This is a genomic window from Enterococcus sp. DIV0574 (genome assembly GCF_051711125.1).
Lineage (GTDB): Bacteria > Bacillota > Bacilli > Lactobacillales > Enterococcaceae > Enterococcus_D > Enterococcus_D gallinarum.
On record NZ_JBIOMA010000001.1, the window covers coordinates 996209 to 1021879 of the forward strand.

Below are 25671 nucleotides of genomic sequence, written 5' to 3' on the forward strand. Positions count from 1 at the left end.
GCAATGAAAATTGGAATTATTGGTGCAACAGGAAATGCTGGTTCAGCGATTTATCGGGAAGCAAGCGCACGAGGACATGAAGTCGTAGCTATCGTACGCAATGAAGAAAAAGCAAAGGAAATGTTTGGGAATTCTGTCAAAACAATAACCAAAGACGCGTTTGAATTGAAAAGAGGCGAGTTGGAAGGTTTTGATGCTATCATTGATGCGTTTGCTACTAGCCCTGATCAAGCCTATCTACATGTCGACTTAGCAGCCCGTTTGATCCATCTTTTCCGTGGAAAGAAAACTAGATTGTTCTTCATTTTAGGGGCGGGTAGTTTACTGAATGATTCTGGCGACTTGAATGTTAATGACTTGAAAAAAGCACCTGATAGTGAAAGCTGGATCGCGATTCCAGAAAATCAATTAGACGAGTACAATTTTTTATTAACTGTTAAAAATGTTGATTGGGTAGGAATTTCTCCAGGGAACCTTTTCCAAGCTGGGGAAGCTAAACCGGCTATTTTAGGAAAAGATCACTTGCTTCAAAATGATGCCGGACAATCTGTCACATCTAGCGGAACATTGGCAAAAGCTATTTTGGATGAGTTAGAAGTCCCTCAATATCAACAAACAAGATTTACAGTTATTGATGCCTGATTTTTTTGACGATCGGGATGGTCTTGAGGAGCAAAGGAGCGGAAAGAACAGTAATGCTTTCATAATGTTTCTTCCAAGAAAACAGGAAAGAAACCATTTTAGAAGAAAGAGTTTTCGAAATTCAAGAATTCTACCAAGACAAAACTCTGCGAGTTGCTTATAATCAATAGCAGAGGTGATGGATATGGAGAAAAAAGAAGCATACGAGCTGATGCTCCTTCAGTTAAAAGGATTGTTAGAAGCGGAGAGTAACTGGTTAGCGAATCTGGCTAATTCTTCCGCATTGCTGAATGAAACGTTACCAGATACGGTCTTTGCCGGCTATTATCTGTTTCAAGAAGGCGAATTGATTCTAGGTCCTTTCCAAGGTCGCGTGTCTTGTACCCGCATCCAGTTAGGAAAAGGGGTCTGCGGGGAGTCCGCTGCTGAGAAAAAGACTATGATCGTCGATAATGTCAAAGAACATGAGAACTACATATCTTGTGACTCGGCAGCAATGTCAGAAATCGTTGTGCCAATGCTGGACAATGACCAACTGATCGGAGTATTAGATATCGATAGTTCGAAAACAAGTAGTTATGACGAGATCGATCAACTTTTCTTAGAAAAATTTGCCGCTTCGCTAGTAGCTGCACGGCGTAATTGATAAAACGAGCAGCGAATCGTGTTCGCTGGTACAAAAGAAATACCCAAACGATAGAAAGCGCAACTTTAGTTCTTGAAGTTGCTGAATTGCCGGCTTGTTTCTGAGGCAACTTCTATTCGTTTGGTTTTTTTGTCTGTACTGGTTTTTTGTGCGAATCAATGCGTATTACTTTTAATTATTAAAAAACGATGATATTATGATAACATAATTAGAAAAATTAAATTTGAAGGTGGAAATTATGAATTGTGATAACATTGTTTTAGGAAAAGCGTATGAATGTAAACCGGTAGGTATGCAAAGGAGGATCATCGGTGAGGTAATCCGAAAAATGGAAAATTGTGTGGTGATGAGTGTCGTAAGATATGATGGCATTGATCATGACGAAATCGAGGAACGATGTGGAAGAGTCGTTGCTCGGTATAATGAAATCTATGGACCAGCTTTAGTCGAATGTTTTTTTAGTTAAAAAAAGACAGAAGCTTATTGTTTAAAAACAGGAAAATAATGAGCTCAACAATTAAAAATAACAATTTAATCAATAATGTTTACGATGTTAGCCAAATTTTTTCAGCAAAGAGTATCCTTTGCTGTCTGGGACAGTAACTTTCAAGGGCAGAATACTTGCCTAATAGTTAAGGCTCCTATTTTCTGCTATCATCGTTTTTTGTATGCTGCGATAAACTGTTAGGCGGCCAATAAATTTCAATAAAGACTTAATGATGGTACAATAAATTAAAATCGTACGCCTGGAGGAGAATGTTATGAGAGCTGAATTAGTGATCTTAGAAGAAGAGGAGTTACTGTTTAAGCTTCCCAATGAACAAGGTTTATTACAAATTGCAGATCATGATCGTGTGACACAGCTTGATAATACTGTGTTTTTTCTTGTTAAGAATCATGCGGTAACAGCTATTACAACGGATACATTGCTGGACTTGACTCAGCCCCATGATCGAATCATTAGTATTACTCCTAGCTGGGAAATCCAGGCACCTTACCTTGCACATTATTATCAGGAGAAGTATGGTTTGTTGAAGAAAAAAAGTGAAGCGATCCCAGGTGAGCAAAGTGAGCTCATTGCAACTTGCGCAAAAAATTTTGACTTATTGTTAGATAAACTTGGCTATTACCAAAATACCACTTCCCTTGATCCAGTGAAAAAAACAAAAGCAAGGCATCAATGGAAAAAAGAATTGCAGGATCGACCTTTCTATATTGACTATCAAGGAAGTCAGGCAACTGTTTATTGGCAAAAGCGCAATGAAATGCGAATCGAAAAAGGGGCAAAATTAGCCGAAGAAATTCCATATAATAAAGACGGTTCCTTGGGATTTTCTGCTCGCTTAGGAGAAAAAATCCGCCAAGATCATCAAGCAGCGATTAAGGATCATTGCACGATAGAAGAAGTTATTTTAAAAAGTGTCAATGAGGTTGGTCTGTTTCTTTACTACGGAGGAACCAATGGTTGGTTGCAGTTAAAAGACCCATCCGGGCAGACACTCCACGAACTAACCGTGGTGGGCTGACACGACAAATACGCGATACGCAGTCGAAGGACAACGCTTGTCAGATGAAATGGATTCTCATCGGCAAGCGCTGCCCTTCTTTTTTAGCTGAACTTTCTTGAAATAAGTTTCAACTCAGTTCTTGCTGAAAGATACAAGTGAGTCGTCAAATAAGGAATAATCTTGTCCACTCTTGTTTATTACTACGGAAGGTTTTCCGTTTCCTTCTTTTTCTGCACGATAAGCTTCACTGTGTTTTTGCAAGTGTTCGGGCCGCTTTAGCCAGGCTTGGAAATGTTTCTTTTCTTGCCATTTTGAGACGAGTTGAAAATCGACTGATGCTTTTTTTTCGTTGATCCAACATTCAGATTGGAGACAGCCTTCAAACGTTTTCATCGAGGCGATATCTTTGCGGATCTTTTCTGAAAATGTTTCTTTTGCTTCTGCTAAAACTTCAAATGTCACAGTTTTGATATACATGACCAACACTCCTTTTTGTGGTAAATGCACGATTTGACTTTGCATCATCATTTTCCAATTAGTATAGCTGTAATTGAGAATGATTGTCAATTAGGTCGGTATTTTTCTTAGAAAATACTTGCTTAGTGAAAAAAGATGTTTCTTTCCTACCTAAGAACAGCTAGGAAAGATCTCTCCATAGGACCTTTCTCTAGGTATCTTTGAAGATTCTTTCAAGTAAGGGAATTTGACAGAAAGATTCGAATCACGGTAAACTTCACTTAACAAAACAGAATTTTTAGAATTATCTGAAAAATAGGAGGCGTCAAGAATGACAACCAAAGCAAGAGTTATCGGATCACTCATCGTTTGTAGCTTTTTTCTAGCAGCCTGTCAACAGCCGTCATCGAAAACCACAGATTCAACCAAGTCAGCAAATGCCAATCAGCCAATGCTGAATGTTCAGTTTTCTGCTGAAATGGGGAGCGCCGATTTGTCGTTAGCAACCGATTCTTACAGTTTTATTACCTTGAACAATGCCTATGAAGGACTTTATCGCCTCGATGAAAACAATGAACCCGTGATTGCCGGTGCGAGTGAAGACGCAATGGTCAGTGAAGATGGGGTGGTGTACACGATCAAATTACGAGAAGATGCCAAATGGTCCAATGGGGAACCTGTCACAGCAGAGGATTATGTCTTTAGCTGGCAACGAACGGTTGATCCTGCTACCGCCTCCAACTATGCCTACATGCTAGCACCAGTCAAAAATGCTGCAGCTATTTCCGATGGAACGAAGGATAAAAGTGAACTAGGGATCGAAGCCGTCACGAGTCATGAATTGAAGATTACATTGGAAAAAGCAACGCCTTATTTTAAATCTTTACTCGCTTTTCCTACTTTTTTCCCGCAGAGTGAAGCGGTTGTTCAAGAACATGGGGATCAATATGCCTTAACAAGTGCGAATGCAGTCTACAATGGTCCTTTCACATTGGAGGATTATGATGGTCCAGGTACAGATATTCAATGGACACTCAAGAAAAATCCTGAGTATTGGGATGCAGAGTCAGTGAAGTTATCCGGAGTTCAGTTTGATGTCGTCAAAGAATCTTCAACTAGCTATAATTTGTATGAAAGCGGGCAAGCAGATGACATCACATTGAGTGGAGAACTGGCGATGCAAAATGTAAATCACAAGGATTATGTTGTTCAACCGAGCGCGACGACCCAGTATTTAGAAATGAATCAAGCAGCGGAGGACTCACCGTTTCGGAATGAAAAGTTGCGGCAAGCAATTTCCTATAGCCTTAATCGTCAGCAAATCGTTGATCAGATTTTAGGTAATGGGTCACTTCCAGCTGTTGGATTTGTTCCTTCTGATCTAGCCTTTAATCCTGAAACGAAAACAGATTTTGTTAAAGATGCAGGGACTTCGCTGCCTTATGATGAAGAACAAGCCAAGAAATTGTGGGAGCAAGCAAAATCCGAACTAAGAAAAGATACCCTCACCTTTGAATTACTCACCTCAGATACCGATCAATCAAAAAAATTAGCCGAATACATTCAAGGAACGCTTCAACAGACCCTTGAAGGATTGACTGTAGAAGTGACCAATGTTCCTTTTTCTGTGCGATTAGATCGTTCCAATAGCGGAGATTTCGAAATGGTCATGAACAATTGGATCGGTGATTATGCAGATCCGATCAATTTCTTGGAACTTTTCAAAAAAGATAGTTCATACAATCGCGGAAAATGGTTAGATGATACCTATGATAACTTGATTTCAGAAGCATCCGATGCATATGCCAACGATCCTCAAGCACGTTGGCAAAATATGGTGGAAGCTGAGCAGATTTTGAATGAAAAATTGGGCGTGATTCCATTATTTCAAAGCGCAGAGGCTCATTTACGTTCCCCTAAAATCAAAGGCTTAGTGGTCCATAGTGTCGGTGCAGCCTATGACTACAAGAATGTTTCCCTAGAGTAAAGAAACAAGCAGTAAGTTAGAAGAGAATGATCAATAAATCAGCAAAGGAGAACCTAGTGAAAAAAGCAGTCCAAGCAGCTATGACTTTTTTATGGAAACAGCCGCAGCAAAATGCAGTTTTAACAAAAATCAATGCGCAACCTTTAGAAGCAGTCCATTCGTTTTTATCAGCAGCAGATGCAATGACTCTCTATGAAGAGGACTTGGTTGATTCAGAGATTCTTTATGGGACCGTTGTCGAAGTCGTTCAAGAAAAAGAAGAATGGGCAGAAATCATTGTCTTAGACCAAGCAAGTAATAAAAATCTTCGAGGCTACCCAGGGTATGTTCCTAGCAACGTATTGACTGTCATAGACGAGAAATATGGATTGGGGAAAAATCAGAAGGTAGCAGTAATCAAACCAACTGCTGTCCTGCAATTCAAAGATCATCAAAGAATCCTTTCTTTCGGAACACTGCTGGATTGGCTTTTTGAGGACGCTGAGTGGTATCATGTGATGACACCTGAAGGACCAGCTGAAATTTCTAAAACACAAGCCCAACGAATCGATCAAGGAAACTCAACAACTCCCCGACAATTGATCGAGATGGCAGAACAATTTCTGGATTTGCCTTATGTATGGGCAGGGATCAGCAGCAGTGGCTTTGACTGCTCAGGGTTTATGTATAGTTTGCATCGGGTCAATGGTATTTTGATTCCTCGGGATACCATTGAACAAGCGCAAGCGGGTGTGCAGCGATCCTATGAACAGGCGCAGCCAGGTGATCTATTGTTGTTCGCATATGAAGAGGGAAAAGGAAAAGTCCATCACGTCGGTCTTTATTTAGGTGCAGACGAGATGATCCACTCACAGACCCCAGGCTCCAAAGTCATGAAAACAAAGATCACTGGTTCTGCTTATGAGCCGGAATTAGCAGTTGTCACTCGGTATATCGACTAGAAACAGCCGCAATAAGAAAGAATGAGGTAGAAATCGCAAGTACTAGAAACAGCCGCAATAAGAAAGAATCAGGTAGAAATCGCAAGTGATAGAAACAAAAAAATAGCAGTAACCGAGGAAAGCCCACCATTTTTGCAGAATGCAGCAAGAAATGGCGGGCTTTTTGACCGATCAAAAAAAGAGATCAGTTATTAGCGACAATAAAGTCACCCATATCGTATCGATGCCGGGATTGTGAAAATTCAAAAGGTATCCCATTTTCTAAGTAAACCGTTTGCTCGACTTCTAAAATGGGGTCATTGGGGGAACAAATCAAATGCTGCTGGTCATAGATATCTGGACGGTCGGCTTTGATCCTTCGAATCGATGTGCCAATCGGTAAGTGCAATGTATTGGAAATATATTCATAAACGGAAGCTTTGAGAACCTCTTCGGTGATGCCGGGAATCACTGCGACTGGCATAATGGTATATTCCAGCGCGACCGGGACGTCATCCAATAATCGCAAACGAACAATATCATAAATTCGATCTTCTTTACCAAGTCTCAATTTTGATTGTTCTTGCTCATCAGCCAAAAGCGTATCAAAGGAAATGATTCTGCTTGTGAGTTTGCCAGTCTTTCCTAAGCGCTTGGTTAATCCGCGGTTCACTCGGGCGTTATAATCGAAGGTAGAATAGGCTTCACTGACAAAAGTGCCAGTGCCTTTTTTGGCATAGATGATTCCCTCTACTTGCAACAAATTCAACGCCTTTTGAATGGTTACTCGGCTAGTTTTATACGTAATGGCTAATTCAGTTTGTTTAGGCAGCTTCTGATTCTTCTCATACTTTCCATGACTGATTTGTGTACGAATATCTGCTGCAATATCATGATAGTAAGCCAAATCATTTCCTCCTTTTTTGAAGCATAATCGATTTTGCTGAGTATGTAAACCTCGACGTTTACATACTCAGCTTTTTGCTTCTTTCGACGATTTACAGAATGAAAAAAATCCAGTAAATTGAGATTGTAATCGGTTGCATTTGGTTTGTTTATTTTGGTTAATCAAAGAGGAGTTAGGAGGAGTAAAAATGGAAGGGTTTATGGATCGATTGGCAAATGGCTTAGGTAAAGTTGCTACGAGAATCAATAGTTGGCGGTACATCATGGTAATTAAGAACGCTTTTGCCGCTTTGATACCAGTCATTATCACAGGTGCCTTTGGGACCTTATTTTCAGCAATGGTTTTTGATTCGGAGAACGGCTTAGCAAAAATTGATGCGCTCAGCTTTTTAGAAAATCTAAAGCCGATCTCTTCGGCAGTCAGTTATGTAACACTTAGTTTTCTAACGATTTATGCTGTTTTTTTAATTGGGATCGAACTGGCAAAACTGAACAAAATCGATGGTGTTTTCCCTGGGATCATTGCAGTGATGTCTTACTTATCGGTCAATCCGATGGTTTTTGAATTCTTACATGAAGATGCTACTGTTATTGCCGAGAATGTTTTAGCGAAACAATATACAGATACGAAAGGTTTATTCTTGGGCATGTTCGTGGCAATCCTATCAATTGAACTTTATGCCTGGCTTTGCCGCCAAAAAAGATTGCAAATCAAGATGCCGGAAAGTGTTCCTGCCAATGTCTCAGCAAGTTTCTCGGCGCTTTTCCCTACAATATTAACAGTAACGATCATTGCGACAGTTGGCTTTGCTATCAAAGCCATCACAGGAATGTATGCTTACGATATCATTTATAATATTGTGCAAAAACCATTAGAAGGGATAGTACAAGGTCTGCCTGGTATCTTGTTGTTGATGTTTATTGCACAAGTTTTCTGGGTCATTGGTATCCACGGCAATCAGATGGTCAAACCAATTCGTGAACCATTACTGCTAGCGGCTATCGCCGTGAATACAGAAGCCTTTGAGGCAGGAAAAGAAGTGCCTAACATCATTACGATGCCATTCTGGGATATGTATATGAGTATGGGAGGATCAGGTGTCACCATTGGCTTGCTGATTGCTATCTTGATTGCAGGCAAGCGTGAAGATATGCGTCAAATCACGAAGCTGTCCTTAGCACCAGGCATTTTCAATATCAATGAACCTGTTATTTTCGGTATGCCGATCATGCTGAACCCGATCTTGGCGATTCCATTTATTCTGACCCCGATTATTACCGGCACGGTGGGTTATATTGCTACATCCATCGGTTTTGCAGCAAAAGCGGTTGTGATGGTACCGTGGCCAATGCCGCCAATCGTCAATGCCTACTTAGCTACAGCAGGAGACATCGGTGCAGTGGTCACACAAATCATCTGTATTTTATTATCGATCATTATTTATTTGCCATTCGTTATCGTAATGAATCGTTCAACGAACGAAGTGGCATAAAAAGGAGAGGCTTATGTTAATTGAAATACCAGAAACATTTATCTTAGGGGCCGCTTCTTCTGCTTGGCAGACAGAAGGCTGGCAAGGAAAAAAAGCGGGTCAGGATTCTTTCTTGGATCAATGGTATCAACAAGAGCGTTTTGTCTGGCATGAAGGCTATGGACCGGCCGTTGCAACGAACTTCATGGAACAGTATGGTGAAGACATTGAGCTGATGAAAGAGATTCATCTGACACATTATCGCACATCCATCAATTGGGCACGCTTTTTTACCGACTATGAGAAGTTGATCGTCGATGAAGAATATGCAGCCCATATCGATGCGGTGATCAATGCATTGATTGCTGCAGGAGTAGAACCCATGTTGTGTCTGGAACACTATGAATTACCTGCTTACTTATTAGACACGTATGATGGCTGGAGTTCTCGGTATGTTGTCGAATTGTATAGCAAGTATGCAGCAATCGCCTTTGAACGTTATGGTGATCGGGTCAAGCACTGGTTCACTTTCAATGAACCTATCGTGATCCAGACCCGTTGCTATCTTGATGCGATTCGCTGGCCCCATGAACAAAATACGAAGAAATGGATGCAATGGAATTATCATAAAACATTAGCTTCTGCATTAGCGATAAAAACATATCATGAAAAAGGCTATCAAGGCAGAATCGGCTGCGTATTGAATCCTGAAATGGTGTATGCTCGTTCTTCTTCGAAAGAAGATCAGCAAGCGAAAAAAATGTACGATCTTTTCTTCAACCGAGTCTTTTTTGATCCGATGATTAAAGGCATTTATCCCGAAGAACTGATTGCATTATGTAAAGAGCATAATATTTATTTTGATCCTGCAAAAGAAGACTTAGAAGTGATCCAACAACATACGGTTGATTTTTTAGGAATCAATCAATACTATCCAAAGCGTGTGCGGGCACCTTATTATCAGTGGAATGCTGAAACACCGTTTCATCCGGAGCGATTCTATGAGAACTTTGATCTTCCTGGCAAACAAATGAATCGTTCTAGAGGGTGGGAAATCTATCCGAAAGTCATGTATGACATGGCAAACTACCTCAAAGAAAATTACGGCAACATTCCTTGGCTGATCACAGAAAATGGCATGGGTCGGGAGAATGAAGAGGCGTTCATGGATGAGAATGGTCAGGTAGTAGATGACTATCGGATCCAATTCATTTCCCAACATCTTTATTGGCTTTTAAAAGCAGTGGAAGAAGGGGCGAATTGCGAGGGTTATATGCTCTGGGCTTTTACCGACTGTATCTCACCGATGAATGCCTTTAAAAACCGCTATGGGCTGGTGCGGATCGAAAGAAATGCTGCCCGTACCCGTTCTTTGAAAAAATCAGCCTATTGGTATCGAGAATTAATTGATGAACGTCGCTTGTCCTATGAGGAATTGCCGCTTATTCTTTAAACTAAGTACATTAAGATTAGAGAAGCTGTGACAAATCTTTTGTCACAGCTCCTTGTGTATATTGCTTAAAAATCCAATTGATGAGGGGCTAATTTGTCCCAGTCAAAGGTCACACCAATTCCCGGTTCTTCTGGCGCGATAGCCATTCCATCCTCTGGATCAATCATCAGAGGGCGAGTGGTGTATTGATCGATCGGGAAACTATGCATCTCTAGGTATCCGGCATTAGGCATGGCAGCCAGCAGACTGACATGAAGCTCTTGCATGCCGTGAGTCGAGATACTGACATTATGCAACTGTGTCAATGCCGCAATTTTCAGCCAGCCAGTGATCCCTCCACAATTCGAGGCATCCGGTTGAGGAAAATCGACTTGACCATAAGATAACATATGAGCAAATTCAATTGGTGTTCGTAAATTTTCTCCGCCAGCAACTGCTATTTGACCTTCTTTAGCGATTCGAGCATATCCTTCGTAGTCTTCGGGAATCGTTGGCTCTTCCAAAAAGAGAATATCAAAAGGCGCCATCAATTTAGCGGCTTTGACGGCTTGTTCAACGGACCAGCTCATATTGGCATCCACCATAAAGGTAATATCGGGACCGATCAATTTACGAACGGCTTTGATGCGGGCGATATCTTCCGCCAGTGTTGCTTGCCCTAACTTGATTTTGACAGCCCGTAATCCCATATCCAAATATTTTTGATTGTTGGCTAATAATTTTTCTAATGGAAAATTCAAGTCAATGGCACCGCCATAGCAGTTTACTTTATTGCTGTGTCCTCCCAAAAGTTTATATAATGGTTCTCGTGCTTTTTTTGCGCGCAGATCCCAAAGGGCAATATCACAGGCGGCAATGGCAAAGCTTGCTAGACCTCCTCGGGCAATGTAATGGATGCCCCAATTCATCTGTTCCCAAAGAGCTTCCACACAAGCAGGATCTTTTCCTAGCAGGATATGTTTCAGTTCTTTGTCGATCAATTTAGCGATCGACTCTCCTCCGAAACCACCCGTATACGTATAACCGATACCTTCTCTACCGTCATCCGTGCGCACTTTGACGATTGGCACCTCAAAGTGAGTGTGTAATCCGTGTTTGGCATCTTCCATTAATTCTGGTAAGGGAATCCGATAGTAGGAAGTTTGGATTTCTGTGATCGTGGACATAAAATTCCTCCTTTTCCAATAATGTTAACGTGTGCATTATTATCTTAACATCCACGTGGTAAGAATTCAAGCGTTTTCATTTGTGTTTGAGTTGTCAATCTCTTTCTATTATTGTAATAATCCTGTTTTTCCAGCGACCTTTAACCAAGTGATTCCGATCTGAAAAGGAGTCAAATTTCTTGGTGGGAGCACGCTGAAATAGTTGAACTTCTGCGCAACCCAAGCTATGATGAACAAAAAGGAGATCACATATATGTGTACAAGTTTCACGCTGACTGCTCATGGACAGACTTTTTTTGCTCGGACGATGGACTTTGCATTTTTGCTAGACGGCGAACCAATCGTCATGCCACGGGGGTATCAATGGTCTTTACAACTAGAGGGACAGGTCACCAATACCTATGGCTTTGTTGGAACGGGCAAACAGTTAGAAGAATTTCTTTTTATTGATGGGGTCAATGAGAAGGGACTAACGATTGCTGAACTCTACTTTTCGAATGAAGCTGTTTATTGCGAATACACAGCGGAGAAAATAAACCTTGCACCCCATGAATTGTTACATTGGGTATTAGGAAACGTAGCAGACATCCCTGATTTGTACCAAAAAATCAGCAGGATCAATCTAGTACAGATAGAAACGGCGCTACTAGGTATCACAGTCCCATTGCATTTTATTGTAACGGATACTACCGGAAGATGTGTTGTCATTGAAACCAATCGTGGTTTTATCGAAATAAAAGAAAATCCAATCGGCGTGATGACTAACAGTCCAGAATTGGAGTGGCATGTAAAAAATATTGGCAACTATTTAGCTGCGAGACCTGCTAATTTTCCTCCCGCAACAGTCAATGGAGTAGAGGTGCTCCCCTTTGGTCTTGGAAATGGAACATCTATTTTACCGGGCGGATTGACTTCCCCTGAACGATTTGTTCGAACCGTTTATCACAAACAGTTTGTGAATGTAGGAGAGACTGCCGAAGAAACAGTCAATGCCATGTTCCATCTCTTAAATAATGCCACGATCCCCAAAGGACTGATGGTCGAAGATAATGGTCAATCTGAGTATACTCAGTATCGAGTGGTCTATAATGTCACAAATGGTACTTACTATTTCAATCCTTATGAAACCCAAGAAGTTTTTTCATTGGAATTGAAGAAAGAGTGGTTACAATTGAAACAGCCCCGGATTTTTGCGGTTGCCAAGAGTTTCACAACAAAAACGATGGTGTAATAATCGGCCACACAACGGTCGATGCAAAGATAGATAAGTAGAAAATAACTCAGTTTAACGAAGAGTCATCTCTCCAATTAAAAGATCCGCGGTGTGTCATTACCGCAGATCTTTTTTTCGTGTGATTTGCCGTCGAAATTTTTGTAGTAGGTAGCTGGGGAGTTTATCTATTCTGATGCTGAAAAAAACGGTTCAAAGGAAAAGCGTATTCTTATGATAATCGTTCATTGAAACTACGAGAAGAAAACAAGAAATAATTTTTTTACTTTCAGATATTAAAAAAAATCTTTGAAATACAATAAGTCCAGTAATTTTTTTTTATTTGAAAATAGTAAGGCATCATTGATAACAACACTGGGAACTTTTGTTTCAGAAATCGGCTGATTCGTGATGATCAAATCAAAGGATTCCAAGTCATAGTTACCTAATTGCTCACCATTAATGGGCAGGATATCTGAACGAATTTTATGCAGATCAAGAATATCTTGAACATAGTAACTGATGTATTGACTGTGATTGATCCCCATATCGCTGATCACTAAGATCTTTTTTGACACCAAAGTCTGATTGATCTCCGGAAAAGAAGTCAATAACCAGAATACATAAGAAGACAAATAACTGATCAGATTCGTTTCCAACAATTCAGAAAAAAAATGCAGTTCTGCTTTGAGTCGTGCATACAATTGACGCTGTGTAAATTTGATATGTCTTGTAAAAAAAGTGGCACGCTGTGTCAGCTCTGTCGTATCAAAGGGCAGTAATTGCGCATAGGAATAAAGACAAGTCAGCAAGTGTACAACGAAGTCGCCGACCTCGTCTGAGATTTGTTCCAACTGCAGAAAAGTATTGAAGGTCAAATTGTCACGTATCTTCTCACTGATCACAGATCTATTCTCTGAATAAAATTGCTGGAAAGCCCCTTTTTGAAAGTAGTCAATGACTGTTTGGCAAGACTCTAAACTAATACCACTCAAATGGCGTTTAATCAATGAATAGTCTTCATTACTGATTTTTGCTTTCACGGCTATCTTGGTGATAGGGCGTTGCCGAAATCCTTGACTCTCTCTTAACAAATCAACGATAAAATACATAATGAAAAAGTCATGTTCATAGCTGTTGTCCAAGCTGATACTATTCAAAATGCAGTGATTGCGCCGCATCACTTGTTTTAGTTCTTGTTTATCAAAGTGATAAGGCAAATCACAATGGCCATAATACATCAAAAAAAAGTAGGTCGTAAATATCCGCAGAGACAGCTCATCGTCCTGACTCGTTAACTGATACCCGCGATCCACAATGACCCGAAGTGAATAGGCAGCCAACACTTTATTGCAATGTTTTAGTTTTCGTGCAAAAGATGATCGACTGATATTGATTGCCTCACAATAATAATCGATCGTTTTGCCTGGCTGTTGAATAAATTCATGAAGGAGTTGTGTCGTTGTTGAAGTTCTCGCCATATCTGTGAGTATTTGAAGATACAATGTAGCATTGAAATTCTCTAGACGATACCCTAATTTATGCGATGTTTTGATGGTTAAAACATTTCCCCAGCGTTGCTTGATCTCTTCAATATATCGGATAAACGTTGATTCGCTGCTACCAATGTGTCTTGCAAGTTCTTTTTTAGTCATCCACTTATCAGAAATGGATAACACACGAATGATTTCTTCCATCTTCCGATAATTTTTCTCCAAAAACCTAATCATTTCATTTCCTCCCAAGTCCTTTACTTTAATAAAACAATCAACGAAACAATAACGCAATCTCAATAATGAAACCGCTTGGTATGAAAGCTGGTGTGATTTGATTCTTCCCTTCTATGTATACTTAGGTATCTGATTAGAATAACAAATTTCCAGCATGCAGGCTATTGGGATTTGCTATTGGTTCGCAAATGAAAGGGGAGAATGAAAATTAATATACTGAGGAAGTTGTGGGTTTTAGGAGCAGTATTTATGCTGGTTAGCTCCTATTTCACATCCATAATCGTTAGAGCAGAAACTATTAATGGGGCAGCTATTCTATCTGCCAAAATCATATCAGATGATTCTGAGCAGCCACAGCTATTACTAGATGTCGCACTCACGAATCAAACAAATGAGCCCATAAAAAAAGAAATAAGAATGGATCATGCCAAGCTAAAAGAAGTAGAAGAAAAACAAGAGGGATACGGTTATCAAATTAAACACAATACCCTCTATCTGACAATAGAGCCTCAACTAAATCAGACCATTCAACTGACGCTGCCCGTTGAGAAAAATTCTTTTTTGACCGAGCAAGCACCAGAATTAATTTACGAAGGTCAGATCCAAAAGGTCTCTGTTGTCATGCCGCAGGCAACAAAGGAAAAACCGACTGACACCCAGGACAATACTTCTAGAGCAGAAACGGATGCTGTAAAGGAAACAGCTGCTACAGATACACATTCAGCAGAATCCGAAGAGTCAAAATCAATAAATCCATCAAATACCAACGAAACGCTGACAGAAAACAGAGAAACAGAAGGACCTGAAGCATCTGAAGCATCTGAAGCATCTGAAAGATCAACAGCTGCAGATGAAGTGATAAATCCTTTTTCACTCCCTAGCGTTGCTTCTGATCCAGTGTTCGATCGCAGTCATAAAGCAATCCTGCCTCAGTATACGACAGATGCGTCAGGAACCTATCCGACAGCAAGCTGGCAACCGACTGGGAATCAGAATGTGCGCAACCATCAAGGAAACAAAGACGGAGCTGCACAATGGGATGGGCAAACGGAATGGAACGGGGAACCAACGAACAAAACCAATTCCTATATTGAATATGGTGGGACTGGTTCCCAAGCAGACTATGCCATTCGCAAGTATGCCAAAGAGACCACGACACCTGGATTATTTGATGTATACCTAAATATTCGCGGAAATGTCCAAAAGGAGATCGCACCGTTAGATTTGGTTTTAGTAGTTGACTGGTCAGGTAGTATGAATGACAACAATCGAATTGGCGAGGTCCAAAAAGGGGTGGATCGATTTGTAGATACGCTAGCAGAAAGTGGAATCACAGACAACATTCATATGGGCTATGTTGGGTATTCAAGTGATGGATACAAGAATGATTCGGTCGCGATGGGCCCCTTTGATTCGGTCAAAAATGCCATTAAGACGATTACTCCAAGCAGTACTACTGGGGGAACCTTCACGCAAAAAGCCCTGCGAGATGCCGGAAACATGTTGGCAACACCAAATGGACACAAAAAAGTGATTGTTCTACTGACAGATGGTGTTCCCACTTTTTCCTACCAAGTCAGCAAAGTTCAAACAGAAACGAATGGCAGCTATTACGGCACCCAATTTACCAATAGACAAGACCAGCCGGGCAGTACTTCTCGTATTTCTAACAGCTACTATGCTCCAGACCAAAGAAATACCAATAAATTGATCAACAGTACGTTTATCGCAACCATTGGTGAAGCAATGGCATTAAAGCAGCGAGGAATTGAAATTCATGGATTAGGCATTCAACTGCAAAGTGATACTAATGCGGGATTATCCAAACAAGAAGTAGAAAACAAGATGCGGCAAATGGTGTCTGCGGATGAGAATGGTGATCTTTACTATGAATCAGCCGATCATGCACCGGATATTTCTGATTATCTCGCGAGAAAAGCGGTTCAGATATCTGGAACTGTGGCAAACGGCAAAGTAACCGATCCGATTGCTGAACCGTTTAGTTACGAACCAAATACATTAGCAGTCAAAAGTGTCGGGTCCCTTCAAGTACAAGCCATGCCCACACTCTCATTTGAAGGAAACACCGTTCATAGTGATGAAATTTATTTAGGGAAAGATCAAGAAATTCAGATCCATTATCAAGTCAGGATCCAGACAGAATCAGCAACGTTCAAACCTGATTTCTGGTACCCGATGAATGGCAGAACAACCTTCCAACCAGTAGCAACAGCAGATGAAGTGGTAGATTTTGGAGTGCCATCGGGGAAAGCACCAGGAGTCAAGCTTGATTTCAAAAAAATTTGGGAAGAATATGATCATGATCCGAGCAGCCGCCCAGAAAATGTTATCTATGAAGTGACCAGAAAACAAGTTTCAGATACGACAAATTGGCAAACAGGCTATATCAAGATTTCGCAACCGTCAAATGATACCGGAAGCTTATGGGAACGCACTAGTGTAACACAGCTTTCAAAGTCAGCAGATGATGCCTATGCCGAAACCTTAGGTCTACCCAAATACAATAATCGGGGACAAGATTTCAGCTATCAAACGACTCGAGAGCTAGCTGTCCCCGGTTATGAGCAAGAAAAAGTAGATGAAACAACGTGGAAAAACACGAAACAGTTTCAGCCATTAGCACTTAAAGTGATCAAAAACTCTTCTGCTGGCGAAAAAAATCTGGTAGGTGCTGTGTTTGAATTAACTGGCAAAAATGGCCGTACGACATTGATCGATAATCAAGATGGCAGCTACTCCTTGCCGCAAAATGTCCGACTGCAAAAAGGTGAAACCTATACTCTCACAGAAGTGCAAGCTCCTGCTGGACATGAACGTGGGAAAACAACTTGGCAAATCGAAGTCACTTCAGAGGGAATTGTGACAATCGATGGGGATGAGGTTTCTACAGAAGAACAAGTGATCACACTGACCGTGGTTAATCAATTTTCAGAATTGCCAATCGGCATTCGCAAGTATACGCTGCAAGACGGGAATGAAGTAAATTTATCTGGGGCAACATTTTCGTTGCAAAAGAAAAATTCTTCAGACCGTTATCAAACGATCGCTACGGAAAAAACAACGGATTCAGGGGTAGCCCATTTTATATTAGATCAGCCAGGTCAATACCGAATGGTCGAAGATTCAGGTCCATTGGGGTATGACACGATCGCCGGCAACTATGAATTTACGGTGGATAAATATGGAAAGATTCACTACGACGGCAAAAATGTGGATAAACAAAGTAAAGAATGGACGTTGAATCATCAAAACCAATTAAAAGCCTTTGACTTGACCGTCCACAAAAAGGCCGACGATCAGACGCCATTAAAAGGGGCGGAATTCCGTTTGACGGGTCCAAATACAGACATTGAACGATCAGGAGAAGAGACGGATACGTTTGTCTTTGATCAGTTACAGCCGGGAAAATATGTCTTGACGGAAACATATACGCCAGAAGGGTATCAAGGATTGAAAGAGCCAATTGAAATTGTGATCAATGAAGATGGCTCAGTACAGATTGATGGCGAAGAAGTCGCTGATGTGTTAGTTGCTGGAGAAAAAAACAACCAGATTACACTAGATGTGACCAATCAGGCGAAAGTTCCACTGCCGGAAACAGGTGGAAGTGGTCGATTAGGGATTTATCTACTCGCCTTTAGTTCGATCGCCATCGCTGGCATCTACTTATACCTCCAGCGATTAGAAAGGAGGGGGTAGCGGATGAAAAGCATGCGTTGGTTTAGTGTATGCATTTTTCTAGTTGTGTTACTAGGTTTCTCCCAACAAGTTTCAGCAGGAGAAATGCAAGCGAATGTTCGCATCACGTTACACAAGTTACTATTTCCTGAAGGGCAGTTACCCCAGGAACAAATCAATTCCGGAGAAGGTACATTGCTTCAAGCTTACCGCGGTTTAAATGATGTCACCTATCACGTATACGATGTCACCGATTCTTTCTATCAATTACGGGAAGATGGTGAATCGGTGGAAGCTGCGCAAAGAAAGTTGGCTGAGCAAGGTCCTGCAGCCGGATCCCTGATTGCCGAAGGAAAGACCGAGAAGATCCAAGGAGAAGATGGTTTACTTAGCTTCACATTAGCAGCCAAGGACAGCCAGCAGCGGGATAAGGTCTATTTATTCGTGGAAGCAGAGGCTCCTAATGTCGTGAAAGAGAAAGCCGGAAACTTGGTCGTTGTTTTGCCAGTTCTTGATCAGAAAGGGAATCAAATGACCACGATTCATTTGTACCCAAAAAATGAAGAGAAGGCATACGATTTGCCGCCTCTTGAAAAAGAAGTGCAGTCCAAAACCTCTGATTTTACCTATGGCGAGAGAGTGGGTTATCAGCTGTCAACACATATCCCAGAAAATATCTTGGATTACCAACAATTCCAACTATCGGATACAGCAGATTCTACCTTATTTCTCTTACCAGAAACGATCACAGTAAAAGTAGGAACATCCGTTATGACAGGATATACACTTCAAACAACGGATCATGGCTTTGTCCTGGATTTCTCTATTCAGCAGCTAGAAAAATTTGCCAATCAAAAATTGCAAGTCTCTTACCAAATGAAAGTAATGAATGCAGAGCCTGACACAGAGATCGTAAATGAAGGGCAATTGCTGACAGATAAACATACCATCAACAAAAAAGTTGACATACGGACTGGTGGGAAACGGTTCGTCAAAAGAGATAGTCAAGATCCGCAGCGAACATTGGCAAATGCCGTATTCGTCGTAAAAAATCAAACGGGAGCCTATTTGCATGAATCAGCCCATGGTTATCAATGGCAAAGAGAAAAAGCGGGAGCTAAACGATTCACTTCTGATCAAGCCGGAGAATTTTCCGTCAAAGGGTTAAAAGATGGCCACTATTTCTTGGAAGAAATCCAAGCCCCAAAAAATTACTTGCTTAATCAAAAAGCCATTCCGTTTGTGGTTGAAAAAAATTCCTATACAACAAATGGAAAAGCAGCTACCCCACTGGCAATCATCAACAAGAAACATACTGGTTTTTTACCAAAGACTAATGAGCAACAAGCAACAGGATTGATCTTAGCCGGTGTAGCATTGATAGGTTTTGTCATTGCTGGGCTGATTGACCAAAAACAAAAACGAGGAGAAAGAAAATGAAACAAGCAAAAAAAGTATGGTACTTACTAAGTACGCTATTACTAACATTACCTGTTTTTATCAATGGGTTGGGTACAGCAGCTTATGCTGAGGAAAATGCAAGCAATGCCCAAATCGTCATTCATAAAAAGAAAATGACCGATCTTCCGGATCCGCTCATTCAAAATAGTGGGAAAGAGATGAGTGATTTTGATCAATATCAAGGTCTTGCAGATGTCACTTTCCGCATTTATAATGTGACGTCAGAATTTTATGCGCAACGAGCAGCCGGGGCAACTGTCGAAGCTGCAAAACAAGCAGTTCAAGGTCTAACCCCAGGTTCGCCAATAGCTGAAGGTATAACAGATGCAGATGGCAATATTACCGTAAATGTACCGAAAAAACAAAACGACAAAGATGCTGTCTACGTCATCAAAGAAGAACCAAAATCTGGGGTAGCGGCTGCTGCCAATATGGTCATTGCCTTCCCGGTTTATGAGATGATCAAGCAATCAGACGGCTCGTATAACTATGGGACAGAAGAATTATCTACGGTTCATGTTTACCCCAAAAATATCGTTTCAAATGATGGGGCATTACATGTGAAAAAAAGAGGTACTGCTGAAAATGAATCGTTGAATGGTGCAGAATTCGTACTCTCAAAAAATGAAGGTTCCCCAAGTACGACCAAGTATATTCAAGGGGTAAAAGATGGTCTCCACACTTGGACAACCGACAAAGGACAAGCAAAGCATTTTATTACTGGTAAAAGCTATGGAATCGGCGAAGATGATTTTACAGAATCTGAAGAGAAAACTGGTGAACTAACGGTGAAGAATCTCGAAGTGGGTTCCTATACGCTTGAAGAGGTCAAAGCACCGAACAATGCTGAATTGATTGATGATCAAACAAAGACACCCTTCACTATTGAAGCGGATAATCAAACCCCAGTAGAAAAAACCGTTAAAAATGATACATCAAACGTTGAAAAAACAACGCCTAATTTAAACGGCAAAGATGTAGCGATTGGTGAAAAGATCAAGTACGAGATTGCGGTCAATATTCCATTAGGTATTGCTGATAAAGAAGGAAATGCCAATAAATACAACAAATTTAACTTAGTAGATACCCATGATGATGCATTGACCTTTGACAATACACCTTCAGGAGATACAGCCTATGCTCTTTATGATGGTGATACACTGATCGCATCTGAAAACTATCAAGTAACTGAACAGACAAACGGCTTCACCGTCGCTGTCGATCCAGCGTTCATCCCTTCTTTAACACCAGGAGGTACATTAAAATTTGTTTACTTCATGCATCTAAATGAAAAAGCAGATCCAACGAAAGGCTTTAAAAACGAAGCCAATGTTGATAATGGTCATACCAATGACCAAACGCCACCAACAGTAGAAGTCGTCACCGGTGGGAAACGATTTATCAAAGTCGATGGGGATGTTTCATCCACGCAAGCTCTAGCAGGTGCCTCTTTCGTTGTACGTGATCAAAATAGTGAGGGTGCAAACTATTTGAAGGTCGATGAAGCAGCGAAAACAGTGACTTGGGTGGCAAACAAAGCAGATGCAACAACATTCACGACGCAAGCTGATGGTCTAGTCGTCATTACTGGACTAAAATATGGTTCCTATTATTTGGAAGAAACTGCAGCGCCAGAAAATTATGTATTACTAACAAATCGAATCCAATTTACAGTGGATGAGCATTCTTACGGAACCACAGAAGAATTAGTTGCTCCTGAAAAAGTGCCTAACAAACACAAAGGAACATTGCCTTCTACAGGCGGAAAAGGCATCTATCTTTATTTAGGCAGCGGTACGCTGATCTTGATCATTGTGGGTTTGTATTTCATGAAACGAAAAGAAACTCGTTGAGTTTCTGTTTTGCTAGATTTTCACTTCTAGAAAAATTGGCAGCCTCAAAAGCAGATCTCAGCTATTTCGACCTAGTCAGATAAAAACGGGAGGTTGCAACAGACGTGGTCCGCTTCAAGAAATAAGAAAGGATTTTCTAAAATAGCTTTTCCCATTTTTTTGAAAAGCTATTTTTGAAGAAGCTGATTCTAACCGCTTGTTGAACCACTTGTTCGGAAAACGGAGCTGTGACAAGTCTTTTGTCACAGCTCCTTTAATTTTTTTGAGGAGGAAACGATGAAACAAAAAAGAGGACACCAGATAGTCGATCGATTGATGATCCTTTTGTTGTTGATTGGTGTAGGGATTTTTTCCTATCCATTCATTAGCGATGCACTGAATAATTATTTGGACCAACAGATCATTGCGCATTACCAAGCAGAAGCAAATCAAGAAAATGCCGCCGCAATGGCGAAGTTGCAAGCGCAGATCGACAAAAATCAACAGTTAGCCAAAGAAGGCGGCTCCCCCGGACTGGATCCATTCTCTGAAGCAGAGAAAATCAGTAAAAAACCAGATAAATCGTATTTTGAAAGCCATACGATCGGTGTGTTAACGATCCCCAAAATCAATGTACGAGTCCCTATTTTTGACAAGACCAATTCAGCATTGTTGGAAAAAGGCAGCTCATTACTGGAAGGGACTTCTTTTCCTACAGGAGGCAAAAATACCCACGCCGTCATTTCGGGTCATCGTGGATTGCCGCAAGCAAAACTATTTACTGATTTGCCAGAATTGCAGGAAGGCGATGAGTTTTATTTAGAAGTCTACGGCGAAACATTCGTTTATCAAGTCGATCAAATCAAAACTGTTGTCCCCACCGATACACAAGACCTTCAGATTGAATCTGGTAAAGATCTTGTCACATTGTTGACCTGCACTCCCTACATGATCAATAGTCATCGATTATTGGTAAGAGGACACCGGATTCCTTATCATCCGAAAGTCACTGATGACATAAAGAAAGTCAAACAGCAACAACAGCAGTTTCTGTGGATCCTCATTTTTACTGCCTGCGGCTTCCTCGTTTTTTGTATTTGGTGGTATAAGCGGCGAAAGAAAAAAACTGGGAACCCTCCAGTATCTAGCAGATAAAATGAGTTGGCTGATCAAAGAAACCCTGTTTTTAATAAAAAATTTTTTTGATTTACAGGGCATAAAGAAAGCTGATTTATTTGCTAGCCAGCACAACCTTTGTATCTCTTATGCTATCGAACCTGCCGTAAGACGTTAAGAGGATTGACAAAATATTCGTAAACGCTATAATGAGGGTGTATTAGTGGACAAGGACGTCTGCTGATCCTTTTGAAAACTAGCTATCAAAGAAGATACAATAAACGTATACTTATGAAGTGTCAGGGAAAGAGGTGTGAATCCTCTACAGACCTACCTACTGTATGGTGGATGAAACCAATAGAACCACAGAATGATTCTATTCTGGAAGGATTGGGAGTAAGAAGAAGCTAAGTCAGGATACCGGCTTGATAAGTCTATTCATTCTTTTGTAGGAAAAAGAAGGGGCTTCGACGATAACTGGCTTGATCTACTGTTAGTACTGTTAATGAACCACTTTTTCTATTAAAGGAAAAGTGGTTTTTTTTGTTTTTTGATACAAAGTAAAAGGAGGGATAGACAAACCGTAGGAAAGAAGAATAATCGATTTATCCGTAAGGGTTGGAAGAAAAAATTCAAAAAAAGTTGAATGCGAGGAAAAAAAGATGAAAAAAATTCTAATGACGATCATGACCATCGGACTAGTTGCTGGGATTGGATTAGCGGGTTGCGGCAAACAAGAAAACGAAGCTACGGCTTCAACTGAGAAAACAGAACAAAATTTGCCGACGAAAGACCGTAGTGGGAAAGAGATCTCATTGCCTAAAGAGGCAACTAAAATCGTTTCACTGGTTCCATCAGTAACAGAAGTTATTGATGATATAGGAAAAACGAATGAATTGGTTGCTGTTGACATGCAAAGCGGGTCACTGAATGAAGCGCTTCAGGCATTACCTCAAATGGATATGATGGCGATTGATGCAGAAAAATTGATTGCATTGAAACCGCAAATCGTCTATGTGAATGACATTAATTTAGCAAGTTCTGAAAGTGTCTGGCAGCAAGTAGAAGATGCCGGGATCACGATTGTCAATATACCGACAAGTACCAGTATTCAAGCCATTAAAGAAGACGTCCAATTCATTGCTGATAGTTTGTCAGAGCATGAGAAAGGACAAAAACTAGTCGATAAGATGACTCAAGAAATTGATGATGTTGCAAAAATCGGTAAAACTATCAAGAATCAAAAGAGTGTTTTATTTGAAGTAGCGGCATTACCAGATATTTATAGTTTTGGAAGTGGGACATTTTTAAATGAAATGATCGAAACGATTGGTGCCAAAAATGTTCTAGCAAACGAGAAAGGCTGGCTTCCTGTCGGAGAAGAAGCAGCAATTGCTGCAAAACCCGATGTTATCCTAACGAATGTTGACTATATTGACGATCCGGCAAAAGAAATCTTGGAACGGAAAAATTGGGAAAAAGTACCTGCGGTTCAAAACAAAGAAGTATTTGCCATTGATAATCGATCGAGCTCTTTGCCAAATCACCACATGACAAAAGCTTTAAAGCAAATGGCAAAAGCCATTTATCCAGAAGCGTACAAGGATTTGAAAGATGAATAAAAAGCGTTTTCTCTTACTATTGATCGTCATTAGTTTGGGAATGCTCTTACTTGGCATCAAGATTGGCAGTGTGCCAATCTCCAGCAGTGATCTGTTCAACATTCTAGCAGGAAAGAAGATTTCTGAAGATGGTATTTTGGAAGGGATTATTTGGAATGTTCGTTTACCGCGAGTCGTGCTGGCATACTTAGTAGGTGCTGGGTTGGCTGTTAGTGGAACAGTGATGCAATCTCTTTTGGGAAACCCATTGGCTTCTTCCTATACATTAGGCGTTTCAGCGGGGGCTTCCCTCGGAGCAGCATTGATCATGGTCGCAGGTATATCAGCCACGATCATTGGCAGTCTATTATTACCTTTTACGGGCTTTCTCTTCGGGTTAACGACTGTTTTTCTTGTTTTACTATTTACTCGTACGATGGATCGCCAGATGTCCAATCAAACAGTCGTTTTAGTGGGAATGGTCATGACTTTATTTGTTGGTGCAATTTTAACGTTGATTACGGCGCTCTTTCAAGATTATTTAAAAGAACTCGTCTTTTGGCAAATGGGGAGCTTTTCCGGCAGTAATTGGACAAAAATCGTCATTTATTGCCCTATCGCTATCCTAAGTACATTATTTTTATGGGGTGACGCAAATAATTTGGATGTTCTGGGTTTAGGTGAGGAGCAAGCCATGCTTTCAGGAGTTGAAGTGAAAACTGTGAAGTTAAGAATCATACTTTTTGCAAGTTTACTGGCAGGAAGTGCCGTGTCGTTTGTTGGTGTGATTGGTTTTGTAGACTTGATCGCACCGCATATTGTTCGCCGTTATTTAGGTGCTACCCACCGGTGGCTAATCCCCGGATCGGCTCTATTAGGAGGGACATTGATGGTGCTAGGAGATACGATAGCACGGACGATCTTATCGCCAAGAGAAATACCAATTGGTGCGGTGACGGCGCTTATTGGCGCCCCATTCTTTTTGTATATTTATTTCCAAAAAAGGGGAGCTGTAGCATGATTCAATTAGAAAAAGCGGCAGTGACTCTGCAGCAATCTCGTATCTTAACAGACATTTCTTTAACCTTTCAGCAAGGAAGCAAGACCTGTATCTTGGGACCTAATGGCTGTGGGAAAACGACCTTGCTAAAAACGATTGCTGGCTTGATTCCTTATAAAGGGTCTGTCATGATTGATGAACAAGAAGTAGGCGGATTAAAAAGAAAATTCTTAGCTGATAAAGTTGCTATGATGAGTCAGTTTACAACGGTGGCCTTCGATTACACGGTCTATGAAACCGTCTTGATGGGGGCTTATCGCCAACAGTCACATCGTTTTTTGCCTATCGTCTCTAAACAAGAAAAAGAACGGGTTCTTCATTACCTAGAGACTGCTCATCTGATCGATATCAAAGATAAAGTTGTCAATCAACTCTCTGGAGGACAGCAACAACGTGTTTTTTTAGCCAAACTATTCCTGCAGGATCCCGAGATCATTTTATTAGATGAGCCTAATAATCATCTGGATATTCGCTATCAGCAAGAATTGATTCATCAGTTGAATGAATGGGGCACTCACTCTAAAAAAACCATTATTGGTGTGTTTCATGACATTCGTTTAGCACTGACATTGAGTGAAGAAATCGTTTTTATGAAAGAGGGGACTATTGCTGCGAAAGGAGATTTTCAAGACATCGCTTCGAAAGCGTTTCTTGAGCATATTTTTGATGTAGATATCGTCTCTTATTTTCAACACCAACATGAAGCTTGGAAAAATATCCAGTAACTTTTGACAAGTATTTTTTTAACAGGTAATATAAAAGAAAACACAATGACGTGTTTCAATAAATGGCAACGGAGCCTAAAG

At 40.7% G+C, this 25671-nt stretch carries 20 protein-coding genes and 1 riboswitch; of the genes, 16 read left to right on the forward strand and 4 right to left on the reverse strand.

Going from position 1 to position 25671, the window contains the following annotated elements; all coding sequences use genetic code 11:
• Positions 1-3 precede the first annotated feature (3 nt).
• The 4 genes from IGJ45_RS04855 (at position 4) to IGJ45_RS04870 (ending at position 2814) form a co-directional block, all read left to right on the forward strand.
• Entirely contained in the window at positions 4-642 is a 639-nt protein-coding gene (locus IGJ45_RS04855; protein WP_423121644.1) for an NAD(P)H-binding protein, read from the forward strand.
• Between the two features lie 184 nt (positions 643-826).
• A complete protein-coding gene (locus IGJ45_RS04860; protein WP_005471961.1) occupies positions 827-1288 on the forward strand; it encodes a GAF domain-containing protein in 462 nt (153 codons plus the stop codon).
• 238 nt (positions 1289-1526) lie between these two features.
• On the forward strand, positions 1527-1754 hold the full coding sequence (locus tag IGJ45_RS04865; RefSeq protein ID WP_021149510.1) for a hypothetical protein: 228 nt from the start codon (positions 1527-1529) through the stop codon (positions 1752-1754).
• 295 nt (positions 1755-2049) lie between these two features.
• Entirely contained in the window at positions 2050-2814 is a 765-nt protein-coding gene (locus tag IGJ45_RS04870) for a hypothetical protein (protein WP_081131266.1), read from the forward strand.
• Between the two features lie 114 nt (positions 2815-2928).
• On the opposite strand, the gene IGJ45_RS04875 is transcribed toward IGJ45_RS04870, so the two are convergent.
• Positions 2929-3273: an antibiotic biosynthesis monooxygenase family protein gene (locus IGJ45_RS04875; RefSeq protein ID WP_423121643.1), complete on the reverse strand. Its 345-nt coding sequence runs from the start codon at positions 3271-3273 to the stop codon at positions 2929-2931.
• Between the two features lie 310 nt (positions 3274-3583).
• Here IGJ45_RS04875 and IGJ45_RS04880 point away from each other — a divergent pair, with 310 nt between their 5' ends.
• Both IGJ45_RS04880 and IGJ45_RS04885 read left to right on the forward strand, forming a co-directional pair.
• Positions 3584-5239 carry a peptide ABC transporter substrate-binding protein gene (locus IGJ45_RS04880; RefSeq protein WP_257602838.1) on the forward strand — a complete coding sequence of 552 codons (1656 nt, stop codon included), beginning with the start codon at positions 3584-3586 and terminating at the stop codon, positions 5237-5239.
• A 56-nt stretch (positions 5240-5295) separates the two neighbouring features.
• The gene (locus IGJ45_RS04885) at positions 5296-6180 is read left to right on the forward strand and encodes a C40 family peptidase (protein WP_423121642.1); all 885 of its coding nucleotides are present in this window, start codon (positions 5296-5298) and stop codon (positions 6178-6180) included.
• A gap of 184 nt (positions 6181-6364) precedes the next feature.
• On the opposite strand, the gene IGJ45_RS04890 is transcribed toward IGJ45_RS04885, so the two are convergent.
• Positions 6365-7066, reverse strand: a complete 702-nt coding sequence (locus IGJ45_RS04890) for a GntR family transcriptional regulator (RefSeq protein ID WP_005471968.1) — start codon at positions 7064-7066, stop codon at positions 6365-6367.
• Between the two features lie 187 nt (positions 7067-7253).
• Here IGJ45_RS04890 and IGJ45_RS04895 point away from each other — a divergent pair, with 187 nt between their 5' ends.
• Both IGJ45_RS04895 and IGJ45_RS04900 read left to right on the forward strand, forming a co-directional pair.
• Positions 7254-8558: a PTS sugar transporter subunit IIC gene (locus IGJ45_RS04895; RefSeq protein WP_003127739.1), complete on the forward strand. Its 1305-nt coding sequence runs from the start codon at positions 7254-7256 to the stop codon at positions 8556-8558.
• A gap of 13 nt (positions 8559-8571) precedes the next feature.
• Positions 8572-9990, forward strand: a complete 1419-nt coding sequence (locus tag IGJ45_RS04900; RefSeq protein WP_081131268.1) for a glycoside hydrolase family 1 protein — start codon at positions 8572-8574, stop codon at positions 9988-9990.
• Between the two features lie 65 nt (positions 9991-10055).
• Here IGJ45_RS04900 and IGJ45_RS04905 read toward each other — a convergent pair whose 3' ends face one another.
• Entirely contained in the window at positions 10056-11156 is a 1101-nt protein-coding gene (locus IGJ45_RS04905; RefSeq protein ID WP_003127741.1) for a mandelate racemase/muconate lactonizing enzyme family protein, read from the reverse strand.
• A gap of 253 nt (positions 11157-11409) precedes the next feature.
• Between IGJ45_RS04905 and IGJ45_RS04910 the strand changes: the two genes are divergently transcribed.
• On the forward strand, positions 11410-12387 hold the full coding sequence (locus IGJ45_RS04910) for a choloylglycine hydrolase family protein (RefSeq protein WP_423121641.1): 978 nt from the start codon (positions 11410-11412) through the stop codon (positions 12385-12387).
• A gap of 275 nt (positions 12388-12662) precedes the next feature.
• Here IGJ45_RS04910 and IGJ45_RS04915 read toward each other — a convergent pair whose 3' ends face one another.
• Positions 12663-14096: a helix-turn-helix domain-containing protein gene (locus IGJ45_RS04915; protein ID WP_423121640.1), complete on the reverse strand. Its 1434-nt coding sequence runs from the start codon at positions 14094-14096 to the stop codon at positions 12663-12665.
• 249 nt (positions 14097-14345) lie between these two features.
• Between IGJ45_RS04915 and IGJ45_RS04920 the strand changes: the two genes are divergently transcribed.
• From IGJ45_RS04920 to IGJ45_RS04950, 7 genes are all read left to right on the forward strand, one after another.
• Positions 14346-17816 (forward strand): vWA domain-containing protein, encoded by a 3471-nt coding sequence (locus IGJ45_RS04920; RefSeq protein WP_423121639.1) that lies wholly within the window; start codon positions 14346-14348, stop codon positions 17814-17816.
• 3 nt (positions 17817-17819) lie between these two features.
• A complete protein-coding gene (locus tag IGJ45_RS04925; protein WP_081131271.1) occupies positions 17820-19235 on the forward strand; it encodes a SpaH/EbpB family LPXTG-anchored major pilin in 1416 nt (471 codons plus the stop codon).
• Complete coding sequence (locus IGJ45_RS04930) at positions 19232-21109, forward strand: SpaH/EbpB family LPXTG-anchored major pilin (protein ID WP_171918049.1); 1878 nt, start codon at positions 19232-19234, stop codon at positions 21107-21109. Before IGJ45_RS04925 ends, IGJ45_RS04930 begins: the two co-directional genes overlap by 4 nt.
• Positions 21110-21385: 276 nt before the next feature.
• Positions 21386-22243, forward strand: coding sequence for a class C sortase (locus IGJ45_RS04935; protein ID WP_423121638.1), 858 nt, complete (start codon positions 21386-21388; stop codon positions 22241-22243).
• 238 nt (positions 22244-22481) lie between these two features.
• Positions 22482-22647: riboswitch (cobalamin riboswitch) on the forward strand.
• Between the two features lie 219 nt (positions 22648-22866).
• On the forward strand, positions 22867-23826 hold the full coding sequence (locus tag IGJ45_RS04940; RefSeq protein ID WP_002345870.1) for an ABC transporter substrate-binding protein: 960 nt from the start codon (positions 22867-22869) through the stop codon (positions 23824-23826).
• Complete coding sequence (locus IGJ45_RS04945) at positions 23819-24826, forward strand: FecCD family ABC transporter permease (RefSeq protein ID WP_002345869.1); 1008 nt, start codon at positions 23819-23821, stop codon at positions 24824-24826. The genes IGJ45_RS04940 and IGJ45_RS04945 overlap by 8 nt, the downstream gene beginning before the upstream one ends.
• Positions 24823-25590, forward strand: coding sequence for an ABC transporter ATP-binding protein (locus IGJ45_RS04950; RefSeq protein ID WP_423121637.1), 768 nt, complete (start codon positions 24823-24825; stop codon positions 25588-25590). Before IGJ45_RS04945 ends, IGJ45_RS04950 begins: the two co-directional genes overlap by 4 nt.
• Positions 25591-25671 lie beyond the last annotated feature (81 nt).

What these genes read in the sequence shown, in the direction of transcription:
- IGJ45_RS04855 (WP_423121644.1), top strand. Translation starts at nt 4, where the DNA reads ATGAAAATTGGAATTATTGGTGCAACAGGAAATGCTGGTTCAGCGATT.
- IGJ45_RS04860 (WP_005471961.1), top strand. Translation starts at nt 827, where the DNA reads ATGGAGAAAAAAGAAGCATACGAGCTGATGCTCCTTCAGTTAAAAGGA.
- IGJ45_RS04865 (WP_021149510.1), top strand. Translation starts at nt 1,527, where the DNA reads ATGAATTGTGATAACATTGTTTTAGGAAAAGCGTATGAATGTAAACCG.
- IGJ45_RS04870 (WP_081131266.1), top strand. Translation starts at nt 2,050, where the DNA reads ATGAGAGCTGAATTAGTGATCTTAGAAGAAGAGGAGTTACTGTTTAAG.
- IGJ45_RS04875 (WP_423121643.1), bottom strand. Translation starts at nt 3,273, where the DNA reads ATGTATATCAAAACTGTGACATTTGAAGTTTTAGCAGAAGCAAAAGAA.
- IGJ45_RS04880 (WP_257602838.1), top strand. Translation starts at nt 3,584, where the DNA reads ATGACAACCAAAGCAAGAGTTATCGGATCACTCATCGTTTGTAGCTTT.
- IGJ45_RS04895 (WP_003127739.1), top strand. Translation starts at nt 7,254, where the DNA reads ATGGAAGGGTTTATGGATCGATTGGCAAATGGCTTAGGTAAAGTTGCT.
- IGJ45_RS04900 (WP_081131268.1), top strand. Translation starts at nt 8,572, where the DNA reads ATGTTAATTGAAATACCAGAAACATTTATCTTAGGGGCCGCTTCTTCT.
- IGJ45_RS04905 (WP_003127741.1), bottom strand. Translation starts at nt 11,156, where the DNA reads ATGTCCACGATCACAGAAATCCAAACTTCCTACTATCGGATTCCCTTA.
- IGJ45_RS04910 (WP_423121641.1), top strand. Translation starts at nt 11,410, where the DNA reads ATGTGTACAAGTTTCACGCTGACTGCTCATGGACAGACTTTTTTTGCT.
- IGJ45_RS04915 (WP_423121640.1), bottom strand. Translation starts at nt 14,096, where the DNA reads ATGATTAGGTTTTTGGAGAAAAATTATCGGAAGATGGAAGAAATCATT.
- IGJ45_RS04920 (WP_423121639.1), top strand. Translation starts at nt 14,346, where the DNA reads ATGCTGGTTAGCTCCTATTTCACATCCATAATCGTTAGAGCAGAAACT.
- IGJ45_RS04925 (WP_081131271.1), top strand. Translation starts at nt 17,820, where the DNA reads ATGAAAAGCATGCGTTGGTTTAGTGTATGCATTTTTCTAGTTGTGTTA.
- IGJ45_RS04930 (WP_171918049.1), top strand. Translation starts at nt 19,232, where the DNA reads ATGAAACAAGCAAAAAAAGTATGGTACTTACTAAGTACGCTATTACTA.
- IGJ45_RS04935 (WP_423121638.1), top strand. Translation starts at nt 21,386, where the DNA reads ATGAAACAAAAAAGAGGACACCAGATAGTCGATCGATTGATGATCCTT.
- IGJ45_RS04940 (WP_002345870.1), top strand. Translation starts at nt 22,867, where the DNA reads ATGAAAAAAATTCTAATGACGATCATGACCATCGGACTAGTTGCTGGG.
- IGJ45_RS04945 (WP_002345869.1), top strand. Translation starts at nt 23,819, where the DNA reads ATGAATAAAAAGCGTTTTCTCTTACTATTGATCGTCATTAGTTTGGGA.
- IGJ45_RS04950 (WP_423121637.1), top strand. Translation starts at nt 24,823, where the DNA reads ATGATTCAATTAGAAAAAGCGGCAGTGACTCTGCAGCAATCTCGTATC.